The 18874-nt window shown below is 36.9% G+C and carries 16 protein-coding genes; 4 read left to right on the forward strand and 12 right to left on the reverse strand.

Annotated elements, in window-relative coordinates; all coding sequences use genetic code 11:
- Nucleotides 1-47 precede the first annotated feature (47 nt).
- The 4 genes from HMPREF9074_RS01570 (at nucleotide 48) to HMPREF9074_RS01585 (ending at nucleotide 3716) form a co-directional block, all read left to right on the forward strand.
- On the forward strand, nucleotides 48-1655 hold the full coding sequence (locus tag HMPREF9074_RS01570) for an L-lactate permease (protein WP_009390808.1): 1608 nt from the start codon (nucleotides 48-50) through the stop codon (nucleotides 1653-1655).
- 261 nt (nucleotides 1656-1916) lie between these two features.
- Nucleotides 1917-2351 (forward strand): energy transducer TonB, encoded by a 435-nt coding sequence (locus tag HMPREF9074_RS01575; protein WP_196774061.1) that lies wholly within the window; start codon nucleotides 1917-1919, stop codon nucleotides 2349-2351.
- A 36-nt stretch (nucleotides 2352-2387) separates the two neighbouring features.
- Nucleotides 2388-3287, forward strand: a complete 900-nt coding sequence (cysD, locus tag HMPREF9074_RS01580) for a sulfate adenylyltransferase subunit CysD (protein ID WP_009390814.1) — start codon at nucleotides 2388-2390, stop codon at nucleotides 3285-3287.
- Between the two features lie 33 nt (nucleotides 3288-3320).
- Entirely contained in the window at nucleotides 3321-3716 is a 396-nt protein-coding gene (locus tag HMPREF9074_RS01585; protein WP_009390815.1) for an META domain-containing protein, read from the forward strand.
- A 71-nt stretch (nucleotides 3717-3787) separates the two neighbouring features.
- Here the strand turns inward: HMPREF9074_RS01585 and HMPREF9074_RS01590 are convergent, their stop codons facing one another.
- The 12 genes from HMPREF9074_RS01590 to HMPREF9074_RS01645 form a co-directional block, all read right to left on the reverse strand.
- Complete coding sequence (locus HMPREF9074_RS01590; protein WP_009390816.1) at nucleotides 3788-6103, reverse strand: TonB-dependent receptor domain-containing protein; 2316 nt, start codon at nucleotides 6101-6103, stop codon at nucleotides 3788-3790.
- A gap of 298 nt (nucleotides 6104-6401) precedes the next feature.
- Entirely contained in the window at nucleotides 6402-7901 is a 1500-nt protein-coding gene (locus HMPREF9074_RS01595; protein WP_009390819.1) for a DUF5689 domain-containing protein, read from the reverse strand.
- A 30-nt stretch (nucleotides 7902-7931) separates the two neighbouring features.
- Nucleotides 7932-10649, reverse strand: coding sequence for a TonB-dependent receptor (locus HMPREF9074_RS01600; RefSeq protein WP_009390820.1), 2718 nt, complete (start codon nucleotides 10647-10649; stop codon nucleotides 7932-7934).
- Nucleotides 10650-10790: 141 nt separating this feature from the next.
- Nucleotides 10791-11948 (reverse strand): GDP-mannose 4,6-dehydratase, encoded by a 1158-nt coding sequence (gmd, locus tag HMPREF9074_RS01605; RefSeq protein ID WP_009390821.1) that lies wholly within the window; start codon nucleotides 11946-11948, stop codon nucleotides 10791-10793.
- Between the two features lie 4 nt (nucleotides 11949-11952).
- A complete protein-coding gene (locus HMPREF9074_RS01610; RefSeq protein ID WP_009390822.1) occupies nucleotides 11953-13119 on the reverse strand; it encodes a DegT/DnrJ/EryC1/StrS family aminotransferase in 1167 nt (388 codons plus the stop codon).
- Complete coding sequence (locus HMPREF9074_RS01615; RefSeq protein WP_009390823.1) at nucleotides 13116-14042, reverse strand: GDP-L-fucose synthase family protein; 927 nt, start codon at nucleotides 14040-14042, stop codon at nucleotides 13116-13118. Before HMPREF9074_RS01615 ends, HMPREF9074_RS01610 begins: the two co-directional genes overlap by 4 nt.
- Nucleotides 14039-14677, reverse strand: a complete 639-nt coding sequence (locus HMPREF9074_RS01620) for a hypothetical protein (protein WP_009390825.1) — start codon at nucleotides 14675-14677, stop codon at nucleotides 14039-14041. Before HMPREF9074_RS01620 ends, HMPREF9074_RS01615 begins: the two co-directional genes overlap by 4 nt.
- Before the next feature lie 144 nt (nucleotides 14678-14821).
- A complete protein-coding gene (locus HMPREF9074_RS01625; RefSeq protein WP_009390827.1) occupies nucleotides 14822-15631 on the reverse strand; it encodes a glycosyltransferase in 810 nt (269 codons plus the stop codon).
- Nucleotides 15628-16365: a glycosyltransferase gene (locus tag HMPREF9074_RS01630; RefSeq protein WP_009390829.1), complete on the reverse strand. Its 738-nt coding sequence runs from the start codon at nucleotides 16363-16365 to the stop codon at nucleotides 15628-15630. The genes HMPREF9074_RS01625 and HMPREF9074_RS01630 overlap by 4 nt, the downstream gene beginning before the upstream one ends.
- Complete coding sequence (locus HMPREF9074_RS01635; protein ID WP_009390831.1) at nucleotides 16362-17555, reverse strand: O-antigen ligase family protein; 1194 nt, start codon at nucleotides 17553-17555, stop codon at nucleotides 16362-16364. Before HMPREF9074_RS01635 ends, HMPREF9074_RS01630 begins: the two co-directional genes overlap by 4 nt.
- Nucleotides 17522-18637 (reverse strand): glycosyltransferase family protein, encoded by a 1116-nt coding sequence (locus tag HMPREF9074_RS01640; RefSeq protein ID WP_009390832.1) that lies wholly within the window; start codon nucleotides 18635-18637, stop codon nucleotides 17522-17524. Before HMPREF9074_RS01640 ends, HMPREF9074_RS01635 begins: the two co-directional genes overlap by 34 nt.
- The coding region (locus HMPREF9074_RS01645; RefSeq protein ID WP_034539488.1) for a UDP-N-acetylglucosamine 2-epimerase at nucleotides 18634-18874 on the reverse strand (241 nt) is incomplete at its 5' end. The genes HMPREF9074_RS01645 and HMPREF9074_RS01640, both read right to left, overlap by 4 nt.

The raw sequence follows: 18874 nt of genomic DNA on the forward strand, positions 1-18874 counted from the left end.
AGCACTATCTTTGCGCTCGGAAAGAAAAATTAAAGAAAATCAATGTTATGGATTTAATTCTAAGTGTACTACCTATTGTACTGCTTATTTACCTAATGGTGAAGCGCAATGCTTTGCCTTCATACGTAGCCTTGCCACTAATTGCAGGCTTAGTATATATTATTCACCTTACTTATTTTGACGGCTCGTTTTTAGAGTTAAACGCTAACTTTATATCAGCTATTATTTCGGTAATGACCCCTATTACCGTTATTTTTGGGGCGGTGCTCTTCAATAGAATGATGGAAATGACAGGAGCAATGGACGTATTGCGCCATTGGTTGGGCAATATCAGCCCAAATCCTGTAGCCCAACTGATGATTATAGGCTGGGCATTTGCCTTTATGATTGAAGGGGCAAGTGGTTTTGGTACACCTGCGGCTATTGCAGCTCCCCTATTAGTGGGCTTAGGCTTCAAACCGCTACAAGTAGCTATTTTGGCGCTTATTATGAACTCTGTACCAGTATCATTCGGGGCAGTAGGTACCCCTACGTGGTTCGGCTTTGGTGAGCTTATTAACAAAGGGTATATAAACGACGGACAGCTGTCAGAAATCGGACAGATTACCTCAGTAGTGCATTTATTCGCTTCACTAATAATACCTATATTAGCTTTGCGCGTTATCGTATCGTGGCAACAAATACGCCAGAACTTACTATTCATCATCATCAGCATACTAGCTTGTACACTGCCTTATGTAGCCATCGCGTGGTTTAACTACGAGTTTCCTTCTTTAGTAGGAGGTGCTATAGGGCTATTCATCTCTGTAGGCGTAGCTAGCAAAGGCATTGGGCTATCAAAAGTAAAAGAAGAGAGTGAAGTACATCACGAAAAAGTGAGCACTCCTCAGTTGCTAAAAGCCCTGTTCCCTACAGCCTCACTTATTATTATTTTGGCTATCACCCGCATTCAGCAATTGCCATTCAAAGCGATGCTCAATGATAGTTCAGAGCTTTTCAGCCTTCATTTAGGTTACCTTGGTAACTTCCACCTCAGCAAAGGACTTATCTTCTCACTCACCGATATTTTCACCACCACACAAGCGGCAAGCTATAAGATGTTGTACGTACCAGCGCTTATTCCTTTCGTTATCACGGTGCTTATTTCTATCCCTATTTTCTCTCTGAAGTGGAAAAACGCTCAGAGCCTATTCACAGCCAGCTTCAAGCAAGTGCAAAAACCATTTTTAGCCTTAGTAGGGGCACTTATTATGGTGAATGTGATGCTAATGGGGGGTGAGAACTCAATGGTACAAATCATAGGTAGAGGGTTAGCCAGTGCTACAGGCGAGTATTGGACGATGTTTGCCTCTTACCTCGGAGCCATAGGGGCATTTTTCTCAGGTTCTAATACCGTATCCAACCTTACTTTCGGGGCAGTACAGTACTCTGTGGCAAATGCTACAGGTATATCAGTACCGCTTATTTTAGCCCTACAGTCAGTAGGAGGAGCGATGGGTAATATGGTGTGCATCAACAATATCATAGCCGTTTGCTCAGTATTGGGCATAGACAAGGCCGAAGGACGCATCATTAAAACCACGGCAGTACCGATGTTCATCTACGGGGTGATAGCCGCCTTAGTAGCCTACTTAGTCATTCCGCTATTATTCTAAATATTTTATTAACAACAAAGAAAGCGTTGCTCTGTGATAGAAGCAACGCTTTTATTTTTATTTGGCTATTTACTAAAAAAGTAGTACCTTTGTCCTTTGTAAAAAGCAACATAATTTTGAAGTTTTTGGACAGAGTTATGTGAAATGTCATATTATCTCAGGAAATACAACAAGAGATATACTTCGGAAAATAGGATATATCAAGCGTCCTTATTTTGAAGAGATAAAGAAAAAAGTTATTAACGCTATTTTTTAATGAATATGGTAAAAACAAGATATTTTATCGTGATACTATGGGTAGCATTTTCTTTTGCAATGCGAGCCCAAACCAAAGTTATCGACCTGAAAAGCGATGAAGTAAAACAATTCCCTTTATGCGAAAATCCTAATCTTACTTACGAAAAAGGAGAAGATAAACGCCTGTTTGCCAATTGTATTGATAGAAAGGTAATGCTTGCTTTCTCATACCCAAAAGAGGCTATAGAGAAAAACATTCAAGGTAAGGTATTAGTCCATTACCTCATTGACAAGAATGGCAAGATTATTGTAGAAAAAGTAGAAGGAGAGGCTATCTTGGCAGCTGAAGGCAGACGCATTTTTGAATCCTTTCCAACATTTAGCCCAGCTAAAAATCATAACAACGAACCCATAGCCGTAAAGGGCATATACCCTATCAATTTTAAATTGCAACAATAGCAATCTGATATGGTTTTCTAACGACTGACATCTAATATGAGTAAAGAACATTTAAAACAATTAGAAGCTGAAAGTATTTATATAATGCGCGAAGTAGCAGCGCAGTTCGAGCGTCCTGCCCTACTGTTTAGTGGCGGAAAAGACTCTATTACCCTTGTACACTTGGCTATCAAAGCCTTTGCCCCAATGAAAATACCTTTCCCTTTGGTGCATATCGATACAGGGCATAACTTCCCTGAAGCACTACAATATCGCGATGCTTTGGCTAAACGTATAGGTGCCGAGCTTATTGTACGCCAAGTAGAAGACACTATTAAAGCTAAAGGACTGACAGAGCCCAAAGGCAAGTTTGCTTCGCGCAACTGGCTCCAAACCCACACATTGTTAGATACCATCGAAGAATTTCACTTTGATGCTTGCATAGGGGGTGCCCGCCGTGATGAAGAAAAAGCACGTGCCAAAGAGCGTTTCTTTTCAGTAAGAGACGAGTTCGGTCAGTGGGACCCTAAATTACAGCGCCCTGAGCTGTGGAACATCTACAACGGACGCATACAGAAAGGCGAAAACGTACGTGTATTCCCTATCTCTAACTGGACGGAGTTGGACGTATGGAGCTATATCGAGCAGGAAAATATCGAACTTCCTTCTATCTATTTTGCCCACGACCGCGAGGTTATTGAGCACGAAGGCAGACTGATAGCGGTATCCCCTTTTATACAAATAGATGAGAGTGATACTATCCTTACCAAGCGCGTGCGCTATCGTACGGTAGGCGATATGACCTGTACAGCGGCTGTTGAGAGCAATGCGGCTACCCTACAAGAGGTGGTTTCCGAAATCACAGCCTCTCGCATTTCAGAGCGTGGCGAAACCCGTATAGACGACAAAGTAACAGAAGCCGCTATGGAAGACCGCAAAAAAGGCGGATATTTTTAAAGAGTATAGAAAACAAATAAAAACGTTATACCAATGAAAAAGATTAAACTATTATTGTGGAGCGCCGTAGTAGCTACACTTAGCGCTTGCAGCAGTTCCTCTCCAGAAGCCTTAGAAGGCAGTTGGCAGCTAACCCATATTGATGGCAAACCCGCTGCTACGGGTGTCGTATTACAACTAAACCTAAAGGACAAAAAGGTAAATGGCAATGACGGCTGCAATACCTTTATGGGTATGATTGAAAAAGCTACGGACAAGGAGCTTATTTTAAGTGACTTGGCAACCTCTCTAATGTTATGCGAAAATATGGAGCAACCCGACTTATTTCACGCTGAAATACAAAAGGTAAAAGCTTACCGTGTAACACAAAAACAATTAGTGCTCTTAGATGCACAAGGACAAGAGCTTTTAACATTTAAAAAAGAGTAGATTTTCTGACAACAAAAAGAGGCTTTGGCAGGTAATACTGTCAAAGCCCTTTTGTTATTTAATAGTAGCTGCTACATACGGCTTCTTTCTTCTTCCGAAGCGTTTTGTCCTTTATACTTGCTTTGGGTAGCGTTGAAATTATAGCTTATCCCTATTTTGATACTGTAGTTGCTGTAGTTGTTAGTAGCACGACTCACTACATAAGGGTTGCGGAACTCCGTATGGTTGTTTAACTGGTTGAAAGCGTCCATTACACCTCCATATACGGTAAGCGATTGGTTGAAAAACATACGCGCTACAACTAAGTGTACCCCACTGCGCGGTTCGTTCATATAATACTCTCTAACAGTGCCCTTGCTGGCGTAGTTGAATAAGGCTAATACCATCCAGTTGTCGCTTAGTGCTATTTGATTCATCATTTCTACAGAAAAAGAAGACTCATTAGTAGGTAGTACTCCGCTTACAAAAGGTTTGAGATACGTAAACGTAAGTTTAGGCATCCACTTGCCTATCTGAGTTTGAGCGTTGAGCACACATCTAAGTGTATTATAATCAGCGTAGTTGCGAAGGGTTTTCTCTATCACATTGGGGTCAGTAGCTGAAAGCCCATAATCATCGTGAATGGCCTTGTGAAAATGACTGTATATCACGGCAGCCGAAAGAGGTCCGTAGGTAGCCAGTGCATTCCACTCATCAGTAAGCTGAGGAACCACAAAGGGGTTCCCTCTATTGTATAAGAAAGGGGCACTATAGGCACTATAATCGCTGAGTTCATAGAACGCAGGACGACGTATCTTGCGGGTATAGCTAAAGGTGAGTTGGGTTTTATCCCAAGGGAAAGCTACTGATACATTAGGCAACCAATCGCGGTAGGTTTGGCTCTTTACATTGCTTTTCTGTCCGTTTTCGTAATACCCAAAATCGGCGTACTCGTAGCGTGTGCCGAGCTTTAGGCTTACTTTCCCGAAAGGATATGAGAAACTAACAAATCCTGCTGAACGACTCTCAGTATTCTTGATATCAGAAGTGGTAAGCACATTGTCTTGGTAGTATTCGGTACGGTGCAAATTGCCAAGTTCAGCCCCATAGTTGAGAGTTCCTTTGCCTAACTGTTGTAAGAAAGTTGCCTTGAGTCCCCACCAGTCAGAAGCAGCATCTTGGTGAGTACGCACGTGGCGCAACGATGAAGTAAGGAGGTTGTGCTCAGCGATATTAGAAGTATTGCCTGAGCGTTGCCCTATATAATCTACATCGGTTTGGAGTTTTAGCTTAGAGGTAAGTTTGCCTTCGTAGTAAGCATTGGCATTGAGGTTCTTGTTTTGGTTTATTTGGTCATATTTATTGAGTCCTTTGGCAATAAGGGTGTTATTGCGATAGGTTTCTGTTTGTTGGTCAGTATAGGCGTGCCCTGCATATGGCGATATACCCCCTTGCACACTGGCTCCTATAGCGTGTTTGTCAGAGAAATCGTGGGCAAATCCCACTTTCACTTCAGCATTTTTATCGTTGTTATTACTATCTTCATCAGTAGTAACGCGCCATTGGTTAGGGGTGGTAAAGACTTGTAGGTCTTTGGTGCGGTAGTAGTGATTTCCGAAGTTATGATAAGTATCAATATTGGCAAAAATATCGGTGTTGCCAGTGCGGTAGTTCATACTTACCCAATTGTTATTATTTAGCCCTTTTTTGCGGAAATATTCTTCATTTTCGACAGAACCACTAAGTCCATCGCCTTGTTTTTTCTTCAATTTAATATATATCACGGCTCCTACGGTATTGTCGTGCTCGGCACCCGGTTGGGTTTCGAGTTCTATGCTTTCGATATCTTTAGGGGCAAGGTGGTAGACCTCATCGAGGTTGCGCACACGGCGGTTATTGATATAAAAAATAGGGTTGCCCTTGCCAAAGACCTCAAAGCCTCCGCCGGTATACGAGGTGCTTACCCCAGGTAGGAAGTTGATGAGCATCTCGGCACGGGGCATCTTTTGCAAAGATGATTGTGCTACATTGGTGCTGATGCGCGTGCCTTTCTGCTCGATAATTGGTCGGCGGGCGGTTAGTACTACCTCGCCTAACTGATTGGTAGCAGGGGTGAGCTCTATAATTCCCAACTGCGATTGTGAGGGGGTAAGTATCTTTGGCTCGTACTCCAAATGGGTGATTTTAATAATGATTTTCTTATTCTCTGCCGTGTTAGGCAATTCAAAAACGCCTTTAACATCGGAGATAGCCCCTTTGACAAGAGTAGAATCGGGGAGGGTAATAAGAATGATATTGGCAGCACTTATTGGTTTTTGGTCAGTGCTTACAAGGGTGCCTTTGAAAGAAGATTGCGCAAAGGCACTGGCGGTTACTGCTAATAGCAGTGATAGGATAATTTTTTTCATTGGTTTTGTTAATCTTAATTTTCGTTTATATAAACGAAATGTTTTTTAAAAGGTTGGAATTATTGTTGTTTTTTTCTGGGAGGGTTGGGAAGGCTGAGAAGATTGAGAAGGCAGGGAGGATTAGGAGGTTTGAGAAGGATTTTTAGATGTTTATTTTTTGGTGATTGTTCGGTAATCGTCTAGTGATCCTTCGGTCTTCCTGTATCCTTCGTATATCTGAAGTAAAGAGACAAAAAAAGAGGCTATCCGAAAAAGGGTAGCCTCTTTTAATAAAAGCTATAAGGTAAAAGTAAAAGTTCTAATTCTTGAATACTAAATCATTAGCATCTTCGCATTTTATCTGTTTACTGCCATTATAAACGTCAAAAGTACCCTTTACTTCTATTTTTTGTCCCGCTGTTTTAAGTTTATTTTTTGCTTCAGCTGATAGTTTCTTATATACGCTAGACACTATAAACACTTGTATTTTAGTGTTATCAGAAAGGTGTATATAGGTATTTTTTGCTTCTGGTGTAAGCGTACCTTTTAGAAGTACTCTTTTGTCTTTATTAGCCTCAAAGTCGGCTACGGTTGCAGTAGTGGCATCGAGGGTGGTAATCTGAGGGACTGTAGCGGGTGCTTTGATAAACTCTATATCGCTCTCTTTGCTATATATAATTTCTTTTACCACAGTGCCGTTTTTGAGTGGGTAATCGGTAAATACTCCGGTTACAGCTATTTCATAGCCTGCCATCAACAATTTGTCTTTAGCTGCTTGAGAGAGCGTAACTTCGCGAGGAGCATAGACTTGTATTTCAGTACCATCTTTGAATGTAATGTAAGTACGGTTACTCTTAACGGTTATTATGCCGTGTAGCTTAACGCGTTTGCCCACTACATAGTCGGCTACGGTTGCAGTAGCGGCATCGAGAGCTACTACGGTAGCTGTTTGAGTACTTGTTTGGGTAGAGGTGGTGGTAGCACTACTTACTACTTTGATATCAGCATAATTGCTTACCATAAACTGCCAAGAGGTATTGAATTTAGATAGTACCCCTGTAATATCAAGAGTTCCTGCAGGGACTTTTTCGTCTTTGAACTTAGCATAACTGCTGGTTCTGAAGTCTATGGTCTTACCATTGGCATCGGTAAGTTTGTAGTTAGTAGCCCCTCCTAAATCTTTGTTTTTGTCGTACATCGTTTTGCCAACTACTTCATTAGGGAAATGTACGCCTTTGAGGGTGATAAGCTGTCCTGCATTAGCATTATTTTTAACTGCGTCTATAGAGGTAACTTCTTTAGCAAGCGAAGCAAGGGTTTTACGCTCTCCACCCATATCGTATAGATGGGTTTTGTAAATAGCTTCGGCCATAGAACCTACACTCTCGCGACCTGATTTTTCGTTTTTATAAATCTTATAACCTACTTCAGTAATGGCATTATTAAGCTGAGTAGTAAGTCCTTTGAGGCGAAGTTGCACCTTAGCGCCAATAGGGAATTCGGTGTAGATACCGCTCTTATCGAGTGCTACTGAAAGGGCTTGGGTTTTATCTTCGTTTTGGATGTAGATTTTCTTGTAGAAATTACCTCCTTCATCACTTGAAATTACATATCCTTCGATAGCTTCATCGGCACTGTAAGTTTTTATAGTAGCGGTAGTTCTACTGGCAACATCAGAAAAGCTCACTACCTTGCCAGCAAAGGCTGGTAGCACTTTCTTGTTGTCGGGCAATTCGTAATCATCGTCTTTTACGCACGACATTACAGTACATAGCGAAATAAACGCTATAGCTGTGTTTTTTAATACATTTAGTTTCATATTGTTCGATTTTTTTAATACATTAATTATTTAGAGACTGATAGCTAAGTTTGCCATATAGGTACGGCCGTATCCTACAAAATAGCGGTTGCCGAATGAAGGAACCCCGTGAGCGTTGTCTTGCAACATTTTGCCATAGTTAGCGGTACGCGATTGCTCAAAGCCACCAGACAAGAATTGGGTATCGAATAGGTTGTTAATGCTTAGCATCGCACTAATATACACCTTCTTAACACGCCAAGACTTTCCTCCTACTAAATTCACTAAGAAAACATCGTCTAAACGCTCTTGTTTGAGGAGTTGTCGAGCCTTATCGTAGTCGATATTGGTAAATGACTGACGGGTATTGGGGTCGATGAAGAACTGTGAGGTGCGATTGAGCGCCGAAAGCGATATATAGTTTTTAGCCAATAGATTGGTTGTGGCACTTACCCACCAATAGTTATTGCTGCGGTACTCTAACCCTACTGAATATGCTTGCTGAGGGCCACTTGGTACGTGGTAATTCTTCAATTTCACCTCATCATAAGCAATTCCCTGAGGAATATCATCAGACGAAATATATAATTTTGGATTATTAACATAAGTGTATTGCCCTAAAGCAACAGCTGCTGAAAGTTTGAGGGTAGGAAGTAATTGCGCTTCAGCCCCCCATTCTAAACCAAAATGACGTTTCTTTATGCCATCAATTGTTTGGGCTACAAAACCGTTGCTTATCTCATCAGTAAGAGCTGTTTCGGTGTAGAAGAAGTTGGTTTCTGAGGTATTTTCTATCTCGGTAATATATCCTGTAAGGCGAGATTTGAGGTAAGGCAAACGCAAAATATAGTTGGCATCGGCAGTATAAGCTACCTCATTCTTTATATTAGGCAATAGTCGGTTAGAATTGCGTACGTTTACGAAAATATTGCGTACTGACTGAGGTGTATTGAAGTAAGCGGTATTAAACTGCAATAAGTGTCTGCCGGTAATAGCATACGTAAATCCTGCCTTAGTGCTCATACCTTTTTGCACTTGTAGGGCACCTTTGCCATACGAATCAGGATATACAGGGTAGTAGAAATTGCCTTCGCGCTGAACATCAGTATAATGATAACGAGCCGCTACAAAGACTTCTGCTTTTTTGAAGGTAAACTCAAGCTGACTAAAGGCTTCTACTACGTTGCTATTAAGCGCATAAGAGTAGTTCCACTTGTCGCCTTGCTGCTTCTTTCTATCAGCCTCGAGACTGTTATAGGGCTGACTTTCGAAATAATCGTAGTTCATAAAATAGTTACCACCTAATAAATCGTCTACTAAAGCGTAGTTGTCAGAAGTTATTCTGCGGTACACTAAGCCTGAGGTACTCTTAATATTCTCATACACAGGGGTAGAAAAGTTTACATTAGTAGTAAAGGTACGCTCGCGGTTTACATCATTGCTTACGATGAAAGCACTACGCCCATCGGTAGCATTGCGATTGGCAGCGTATAGGTCAGCCCAATTCAGCTGAGAATTGTTCAAAAAATAATTCTTTTGGAGCTCTGCCATTGCCTCATCAGAAGGTTGTTGATTTAGATAATAGCTAGGCATCTTCTTGTAGTAATTAGGCTCTGGGTTCTGTGCATTACCATAACTGATACGGGTATTGCCTATCTCGCCAAACTGATAGCCTAAGTCTACATTTAGGCGCGTATCGTCCTTCTGATAGTTATACGAAAGCACAAAAATAGGTTCGGAGATAATACGGTTGCGAGAGTTTCTTTTATCGCCTTGCTGGTCGCCCCAATAAGGATTGTAGCGATAGCCCATTAGGTCGATTGCCTCGCGTGTAAGAGGGGAAGTTTTCCCTCTTTTAATAGGAGAAAACATCCCTACTAAGTTGAAGTTGTGATAGTTATTAAGTTGGTATTCAATCGCTCCGGAGAAAGCATAGGCATTATAAAGAGTACCATCGACCCAGCTACCATTAGCTGCCCAACGACGAGAAGCTGAAAGGGTGTAAGCTAAGCCATTGCGCTGTAGCCCAGAACTATAAGTAGCCATTAGCCTACCTACATAGCTACGGTTGCTTAGTGAAGAAGAAAAGCGCAACCCAGATCGGTTGAGAGACGGACGTATATGAATGTAGGTAGAGCCTGCAAGTCCGCCAAAGGTATAGTCAGATTTAGCAATGCCATTAGAGAGTTCTTGATTGCGAGTAATATCATTAAGTCCGCCCCAGTTAGCCCACTGAGCTCGTCCGTTTTCTAACCGGTTCATCGGAATACCATTGATAAGCACACTCACATCTTTAGAATCATAGCCACGTGGTTTGAAGAAAACCGAACTAAAATCAAAAGCAGCACGGCGCATAAAGACATCTTGCGAACTCTGCAAGAGTCCTGACATAGCATCGGCTTGGCTCTCGTCATCTTCAAGTTCGTTTTCTGAAATAACCGCTAACTGCTCTGCTTCTTGAGCATAGTCAGGCGAAAGGGCGTAGGGGTCGAGAAGCTGACGGCGCTCTTTTTCAATCATTACTACCTCTTCGCGGGTAGTATAGCCATTAAGCGAGAAGAAAAGGAGAAAGTCGCCCTGTGGAAGTTGCAACACATACCTACCTTTGCTATCAGTTTCAGCATAACGGCGAGGGGAGTTCACACGTACTTTCACACCCTGTAAAGGCTTTTTAGTTATCTCATCAATTACTGTTCCTTCAACTTTCACCTGAGAAAAAGCAGTAATAGAGCACAATAAAAGCACATAAAAATACAATTTCTTTAACATAACACTATGAGGTTAATTTCTTAATTTATGTAGCAAAGGTATATAAATAATAATAAACCACCAAAATAAAATGTTAAAAAAAACTGATGAAGCCGTGAGCCTCATCAGTTTATAATTTTGTTATAGAAAGAAAATTGTCTGTTATTCAAAATAGTTCATCACTTTAAACCCTCCTTCTTTTAGGTAGGCATCGCGCTTGAAAAGCTTAATATCAGAACGCATCATATCTTCAATAAGGGCTTTTAGGTCATATTCAGGTTTCCAACCCAAAACTGTTTGCGACTTAGTAGGGTCACCAATAAGCAAATCTACCTCTGTAGGACGGAAGTATTGTGGGTCTACCACTACTATTTCATCCTTATTAGTTACTTTAGCTTCTATAGCAGGAAGGTACTTTTCACCTACTTTTTCAGCAAAAATAGCCTTGTCTATCGCTGCTATATAACCTTTTTCATCTACACCTTTACCTTTAAAGTCAATAGTCAGACCGATTTCTTGTCCTGCCATTTTGATAAAATCGCGGATAGCAGTAGTGATACCTGTAGCTATAACATAATCGCTAGGGGTGTCTTGTTGCAAAATGAGGTACATCGCCTTGATATAATCTTTAGCATGCCCCCAATCGCGTTGCGAACTTAAGTTACCCATATAAAACTTGTCTTGCATACCTAAAGCTACTCTACTGAGAGCACGAGTTATCTTTCTAGTTACGAAAGTCTCGCCACGTATAGGCGATTCGTGGTTGAATAAGATACCATTAGAGGCGTGCATTTTATAAGCTTCACGATAATTCACTGTAATCCAATAAGCATAAAGTTTAGCTACAGCATAAGGCGAACGTGGATAGAAAGGGGTCTTTTCACTCTGAGGCACTTGCTGTACTAAACCATAAAGTTCTGAAGTAGAGGCCTGATAAATACGAGTTTTATCAGTAAGCCCCAATAAACGTACCGCCTCAAGAATACGAAGAGTACCCAATCCATCAGCATTACCTACGTATTCGGGTGTTTGAAAACTCACGTGTACGTGACTCATCGCAGCAAGATTGTAAATCTCATCAGGCTGTACCTCTTGGATAAGGCGGGTGATATTCATACTATCAGTAAGGTCACCATAATGCAAGATTAAATTTAGATTCTCTGCGTGAGGGTCTTGGTAAAGGTGATCGATACGATCGGTGTTAAACAATGAAGAACGGCGCTTCATACCGTGTACCTCATACCCTTTTTTTAGAAGATATTCTGCTAAATAAGCACCATCTTGACCTGTAATCCCTGTAATAAGAGCTTTCTTCTTCATAATGTTAAAATTCTTTTAAAACGTTATACAAATGTTTTATCTCTTGAGTCAAGTCTATTTGGTGATTTCCTACAAATAAGCCCTTTGCATCTAAATAGTTTGCATTTCTTACTTGACCAAAAATTTCATAATCAAAGTATTTCAACACCTCATTTTTAGTAAAGTCACCAGTAACAATAGGGCGGCAATCAATGCCGTTTTCTTCTAATTTTTTAACCACATCTTTCCTATCTACCTTAGATTCTGGCTTAATAATTAAACTGAAACCAAACCAACTGCTATCATCTACATTTTTCTGTATATAGAAAGTCTTACTATCTTTAAATAGCGACACAAATAGCTCAGCATTTTTTCGACGTTGCTCTAAGAATGTTGGTAATTTTTTTAGTTGCTCAATCCCTATTACACCGCTCATCTCTACGGGGCGCACATTGTAGCCTGGTAATAAGAAACGGAAAGACTCTTCAAACCAATTGTCACTTTTATTAGAGATTTTATTCTCCTTAGGAAGATGGCGTGTCCAACCGTGAGCTCTTAAGCATACTAAAATATGGTACAATTCCTCATCATCAGTACAAACCACTCCTCCTTCCATAGTAGCCATATGGTGAGAGTAAAAAGTTGAAAAGGTACCCATTATACCAAAAGTACCGGTATATTTACCTTTATATTTAGCTCCCATAGATTCGCAATTGTCTTCCATAAGCAATATGTCTCTATCGCCTATTATTTCTTTAATAGCGTCAAAGTCATTAGGGTTTCCTAATAAATTCACCGCTAAAATCATTTTAGTTTTATCTGTAATAGCCGCTTTAAGTTGCTCTAAATCAAAGTTTAAAGTTTGTAAATCCACATCTATAAACTTAAGTTTTAGACCGTATTGATATAAAGGGTAAAAAGTAGTAGACCAAGAAACTGCCGGAACAATCACTTCATCTCCACGTTTTAACTTAGGTTCTTTAGTATAGAAAAGAGCTGCCACAGCTATCAAGTTGGCTGAAGAACCTGAGTTTACCATTACGCTGTACTTTGAGCCAAAGAATTTTGAAAAATCTTCTTCAAATTGCTTTACTCCCTCGCCCATTGTATACATATCTTTTGCGATCACACTATTAATTGCTTCAATTTCTTTTTCATCCCACGTAGAGGATGCCAATGGATATTTTATCATAAAATTGTATTTTTAAAATATTCTAATGTTTGTTTGATACCTTCTTCTAACGATGTTTTAGGTTGCCAACCAAAAGCTATAAGCTGTGTATTATCTATCATTTTCTTTTTCATTCCCATAGGTTTAGACAAGTCGTGGGTAAAAGTACCCTCATAGCCTATCACTTTTGCTATCACTTGATAATATTCATTAATAGTATAATCTCTGCCTAATCCTACATTTAGGTTTTGAGGCATTTTATCAAAGTGATCTAAGGCATAATATACAAAATCAGCTAAGTCGCCAGCATACATAAACTCTCTTCGCGAAAGTCCATCACCCCAAATCTCTACCTCATTAATATTATTTTCTTTTGCCTCGTATATTTTTCTAATAACAGCAGGTACCATATGCGAATGTTTAGGGTCAAATTTATCATATTTGCCATAAAGATTACAAGGGATAGCACTCTTATATTGCCACTTTTCATCCTCTCTATTCATATACTCACATAGCCTAGTTGCCACTACTTTAGCCAAAGCATACCCCTCATTGGTAGGTTCTAACTCACCTTTCAGTATCATATCTTCTGTAAGCCCTATTTCCATATCACGTGGATACATACAAGAACTTGCTAAATTAAGTAGCTTTTTTACATTATTCTGCTGAGCTGCTAAAATAACATTCAGCCCCATCTGCAAATTTTTAACTAAAAAATCTACAGGGTTCTTTATGTTGGCTTGGATACCTCCTACTAATCCTGCAGAATGTATAATGATATCTGGCTTATGCTGTTTTAAAAAGCTATTTACACTATCAAAATGTGTTAAATCTAACTCTGCACTTGTAGGAGATAATATAATATACTGCTCACTTGCTTTATGTTCGCGTATATTACTACCTACCATTCCGGTTCCACCAGTTAAAAATATCTTTTGTTTCATTTATGTTGTCTAACAAATTTTATAAAAAATGATCGAAGTATAATCTGTTTCTTAGTTGTAACAGAGTAAGTCTTTTCTAAATTATACCTCCTTCTATATTGTTGAAGCTCTGCTATTTTATAGTTTGTTCTTATTGAAACAAAGAGTATAGAAAGTAATATCGAGAAACCTATAACTATTATAAGCCAAGCATATGAAACCCTCTTACGATTCCCAAGGCGTTGATTTTCTATAATTTGTACTATCTGAGTATCTGTAAGAGCTTCTTCTTTAGCCATCTCTATAAGTTTCTTATGCCAAGCTGAAACAAGAGCTTTGTCATTCCAACGTATATGCCATAACTCATACCAACGAAAATGATAGCCCTCTACGGTTTTTGCTAAATACCTTTGCATGCGCAGATTCATCCCCAATCTTACAATTATATAATAGAATGTACAAAATAGGGCTACTGCTGTTGCAAATAAAGGTATACTAACAGTAGTATGAGCTACATAATAGAATACAGAAGAGACCACTGTGATAGGAAGCAACAATACATTATCTATACCCCTTTTCTCTTTTTGTAAGTATTCTTCTCCTTTTAATACATTTTTCTGATAGAATCTTCTGTTTTTTAAAATGTTTTTAGACATTAGTTAACTCATTTTGAATGTTTATAATTAGGTTTAATGGGTGCAAAGGTAGTAATTAGTTTTTTGAAATATATATTTTTTACTAAGGAAATATTCAAAAGCATTCATAAAATATTGATTAACAATATACTAAAAACTTTTATATTATTTTTTTCTTAATATCTTATATATCATCTTTAAGGCCATAGTTGGTAGCATTCTTGGAATTACACGCAACAAAAAAGTAAGAAAACCTAAAAATATACCTTGTAGCTTTAACTTTTTTTTCAATTTAAAAAGTTTCCATTCTCCTTTGATATACTGTCTCCCTCTCCTACGTGATAACATACCATCTCCTGTCCGTGCTAAAAGTAGTACTTCATCTATATTTCCTACTTCATAATCTTTAGCTATAACTCGTAACCATAGATTATAATCTTCTAAAAAAAGATGATGTTGATATCCCCCTACTTCTTCTATAATATCTTTGCGAAAAGCAACTACCATATGATTAAATGGACTTCTTGAAAGTGCATACTTTTTAATATTTTTATTACCAATAGGCACTCTTCTATAGGTTGATATGAGTGCCTTATCTTCTATAAACTCAGCAATATGTGCACTAAAAAGTACAACTTTAGGAAATTCTGATATAAAAGCAAGCTGTTTTGCAAAACGTTCAGGCAAACAGATATCATCAGTATCCATACGAAATACCCAATTATAGGAACAATATTTTAACCCCTCATTGAGAGCCTTTCCTAATCCTACATTTTGTGGTAGTCTAATAATTTTAATAGGTAGAATAGTAATAAATTGTCTTACCACTTCCTCCAACTCAGAGGAAATAGCTCCATCAAAAACCATTATAATCTCTGTAGCTGAAAGCGTTTGATTTTTTAAACTCTCTAAGCATTCTCTTAGAAATTGTGGTTTTTCTTTGTGATATAGTGATATAAGTACAGAAAAATTCATATAATATTCTTAAAAGATCTCCTAATGTATTGCATATAAAAAACTATACGATAGTAAATTTTGTACCACAAAGGATTTTTACTTTCCCCTTTTTGAGCCGAAACATTTTTATCATGCCTTCTATATAAAACTAAAGGTTCTTCAATGTATTTTATATGTCCTTTAGCTAAAAATCCTATCCAATTATCATGTAAAACTAAATTTGAGGGGAAAGGTAGTACATTTTTCAGTATATTTTTCTTAAAGGTTATACAACAGCCATGAAAAGGAGTCTTAATTAAATTTATAAGATTACTATTACTAATTGGGTTTTTCTCAAACATCTTTTTTTTAATTAGAATACCTTCTGTATTAATTAAAGAGTAATTAGACATAACTAGATAGATATTCTTATCTGATAATATTTCTAATGTTTTTTTTACTTTATAGGTATACCATATATCATCTTGATCAGACAAAAAGATATATTCTCCTTTTGCCTCTTTTATAGCATTCTCAAAATTTGAAGAAGAATATTGGTGTGATGAACTAAATCCCTTATAGTACTTTTTTATATGTTGTAATATTCTTATCCTATTATCGTTTAAATCTTTTATTATTTTAATGGTATTATCAGTACTCCCATCATCTGAGATAATAATTTCATCTCCTTCAGAGAGTTGTTGTAATATAGATTGTAATTGTTCTTTTATATATTTTTCACCATTATATGTTGCTATACAAACCGAAATCATATTTTAAATTTATAGTTATCATTCAAAAAATAAAAATAATAGCCAAATATAAACCAATAAACAAAATTAGTAAAGTAAAATTCAGAAATATTTGATCCTACCATCTGAATAAGATACCCTGTTATTAATGCCAAAACAACTATTTTATCCATTTTTTTAATAAATATAAATGATAAAAAAACGGATAAAATTACAAACATATAAAATAAGCCTCCAATCATTCCATATTCTGAAAGTATTCTAAAATAATCACCATCAGGGACTATATTATAAATGCTAGAAGCTCCCTCAAATCGAGCTGCCACGTGTCCTACTTGTCCAACACCTGTTCCTAAGGGGTATGAAATAAAGTTCTTCAAACCAGATACCCATTGATCTTGCCTTTCAGAAGATGCATTACCTACAGAGTCAAGGCGTGACAACATAAAATCAATATCAAAATTAATATAGTTTGATATTAAAGATATTCCTATTATTACAAATACAAGAATAAAAATGGTATAAGTTAAAATTTTTTTGATTCTTAGATTCTTTAATAGATAAAGAAGATATATTAGAATAGAAGATGCTGCTGCTAACCAAGCACTTCTTTGAGCGTTAAATAACAGACAAAAAGTTATTAATGGTAAAAACATTTTTTTTGTAAAAAAACTCATTATAAAACCAATCATAATTAAGTTCCCAAAGATCAGAGAACCTGATATTCCTGACATCCTACCATAAGCTACACCTTCTGTTAAAGATTTAACTAAAGGTGAACCAGCATCTACAATTCTAAAAAAAGGATATAGTATAATACCTAATATACAATGTATTAGGACTATGTTTAAAATAATACTTTTAAAAACTTTAAATTCTATTCCTCTAGAAATAAAAAAACCTAACATTGGAAATATATTTAGATACATTCCCATCAAAATTCCTATCCTATTTACCCAAGGAGAACACATCCATAAAATTGATTGCAAAATAACATAACAAAAAAAAATGATAAAAACGACATCAATTTTTAAAGGTTTATAAGATTTTCTTGTAAGATATAATAATATCAAAACAATAGGGATAGAAAATAACATTATCATTTGATTCCCTAAGATCTTGTATATACCAGGCAGAAAAGAATATAATAAAAATAATATAAAAAATATTATTTTCTTTATAGAGCTAATATTTTCAATATCTCTTGACATCGATTTTTCCATTGGTTTGATTCTGCAAAAAGTCTATTTTCTTCCTTTGTTTTTTTTATAGTAATTTGATTCTTCTCTATACTTTTTGATATATTAATAAAATCATCTGGATTGTTGTATAAGTATATATAATCTGAGAATTTTTCTGTCTCACCATAATGAGGAGCGATCACAGGTAATCCCATCCAAATGTATTCATATATTTTCACTGGGTTTACAGATTTAATAAGTTCATTAACTTTAAAAGGCATTATTAAAGCTTTAGCATACCTCATAAAATCAAAAATATAGTCTCTTTTTATTGTTCCTAAATGTATTATTCTATTATGTTTAGGAATCTCTATATCATTAGGTCCTATAAGAACAATGTTAATATCGCTATTTTCTTCTAACATTTTAAATAAGATTTTAAAATCAAACCATTCTGATATAGCACCAATATACATAAAGATATTACTTATTTCTCTTATAAGGTTTAATTTAGGAATTTCTACTGTATTTTTTAAGCTAACATTAATTTTTGGTATTTCAATTGCATTATTTATTACAAAAATCTCTCTAAAAACTGATGTTCTACTTTGTATTTTTTGAGAAAGATAATTGCTTGAACAGATGATAATATCAGCTCTTCCTATTAATTCTTTTTCTATATTCAAAAAAGAATTTAATAGAATTTTATTATCTTTAAAAGATTTAAATTCTAATTCATCATCCATACAGTCCCAAATAATTTTTGTTCTATCTGTTATTAGATGAGAAATCATTGGATATAGAGAAATACTTGTTATCCAAATATAATCATAAGAATTGATCTTTTTTTGAGAAATAGAAAATCTAAAAAATAATTTATTAAGAAAGTCAAATCTTTTTAGAAACTTGAATCTTTTAAAAGGAAATTGAAAGAAAGGTTTTATGTTAGGGATATATTCTTCTTTATTTATTAAATTCTTTTTATGTACATTTAAAGGAATCTTGTAAAGAACATCTATTTGAAAATATTCTGATAAATATTCCGCAATAAAATGAGGGCGTTGTTTAATCCATTGCCAAGGGATATGCATTAAGTATAATATTGATTTCATTTCTTTTTCTTAAAAAATTCAACTATTCGTTCGCAAGCCTTACCATCACCATAAGGGTTATGTAAAGCACTCATTTTTGAGTATTTTTCTTGGTTGTTAAGTAGTTGTTCACATTCATCTACTATTTTTTGCTCATCAGTACCTACCAAGATAACTGTACCTGCACTTACCGCTTCAGGACGCTCAGTAGTATCACGCATTACCAACACAGGTTTGCCTAAGCTAGGAGCTTCCTCT

This window comes from Capnocytophaga sp. oral taxon 329 str. F0087 (genome assembly GCF_000213295.2).
Classification (GTDB): domain Bacteria; phylum Bacteroidota; class Bacteroidia; order Flavobacteriales; family Flavobacteriaceae; genus Capnocytophaga; species Capnocytophaga leadbetteri_A.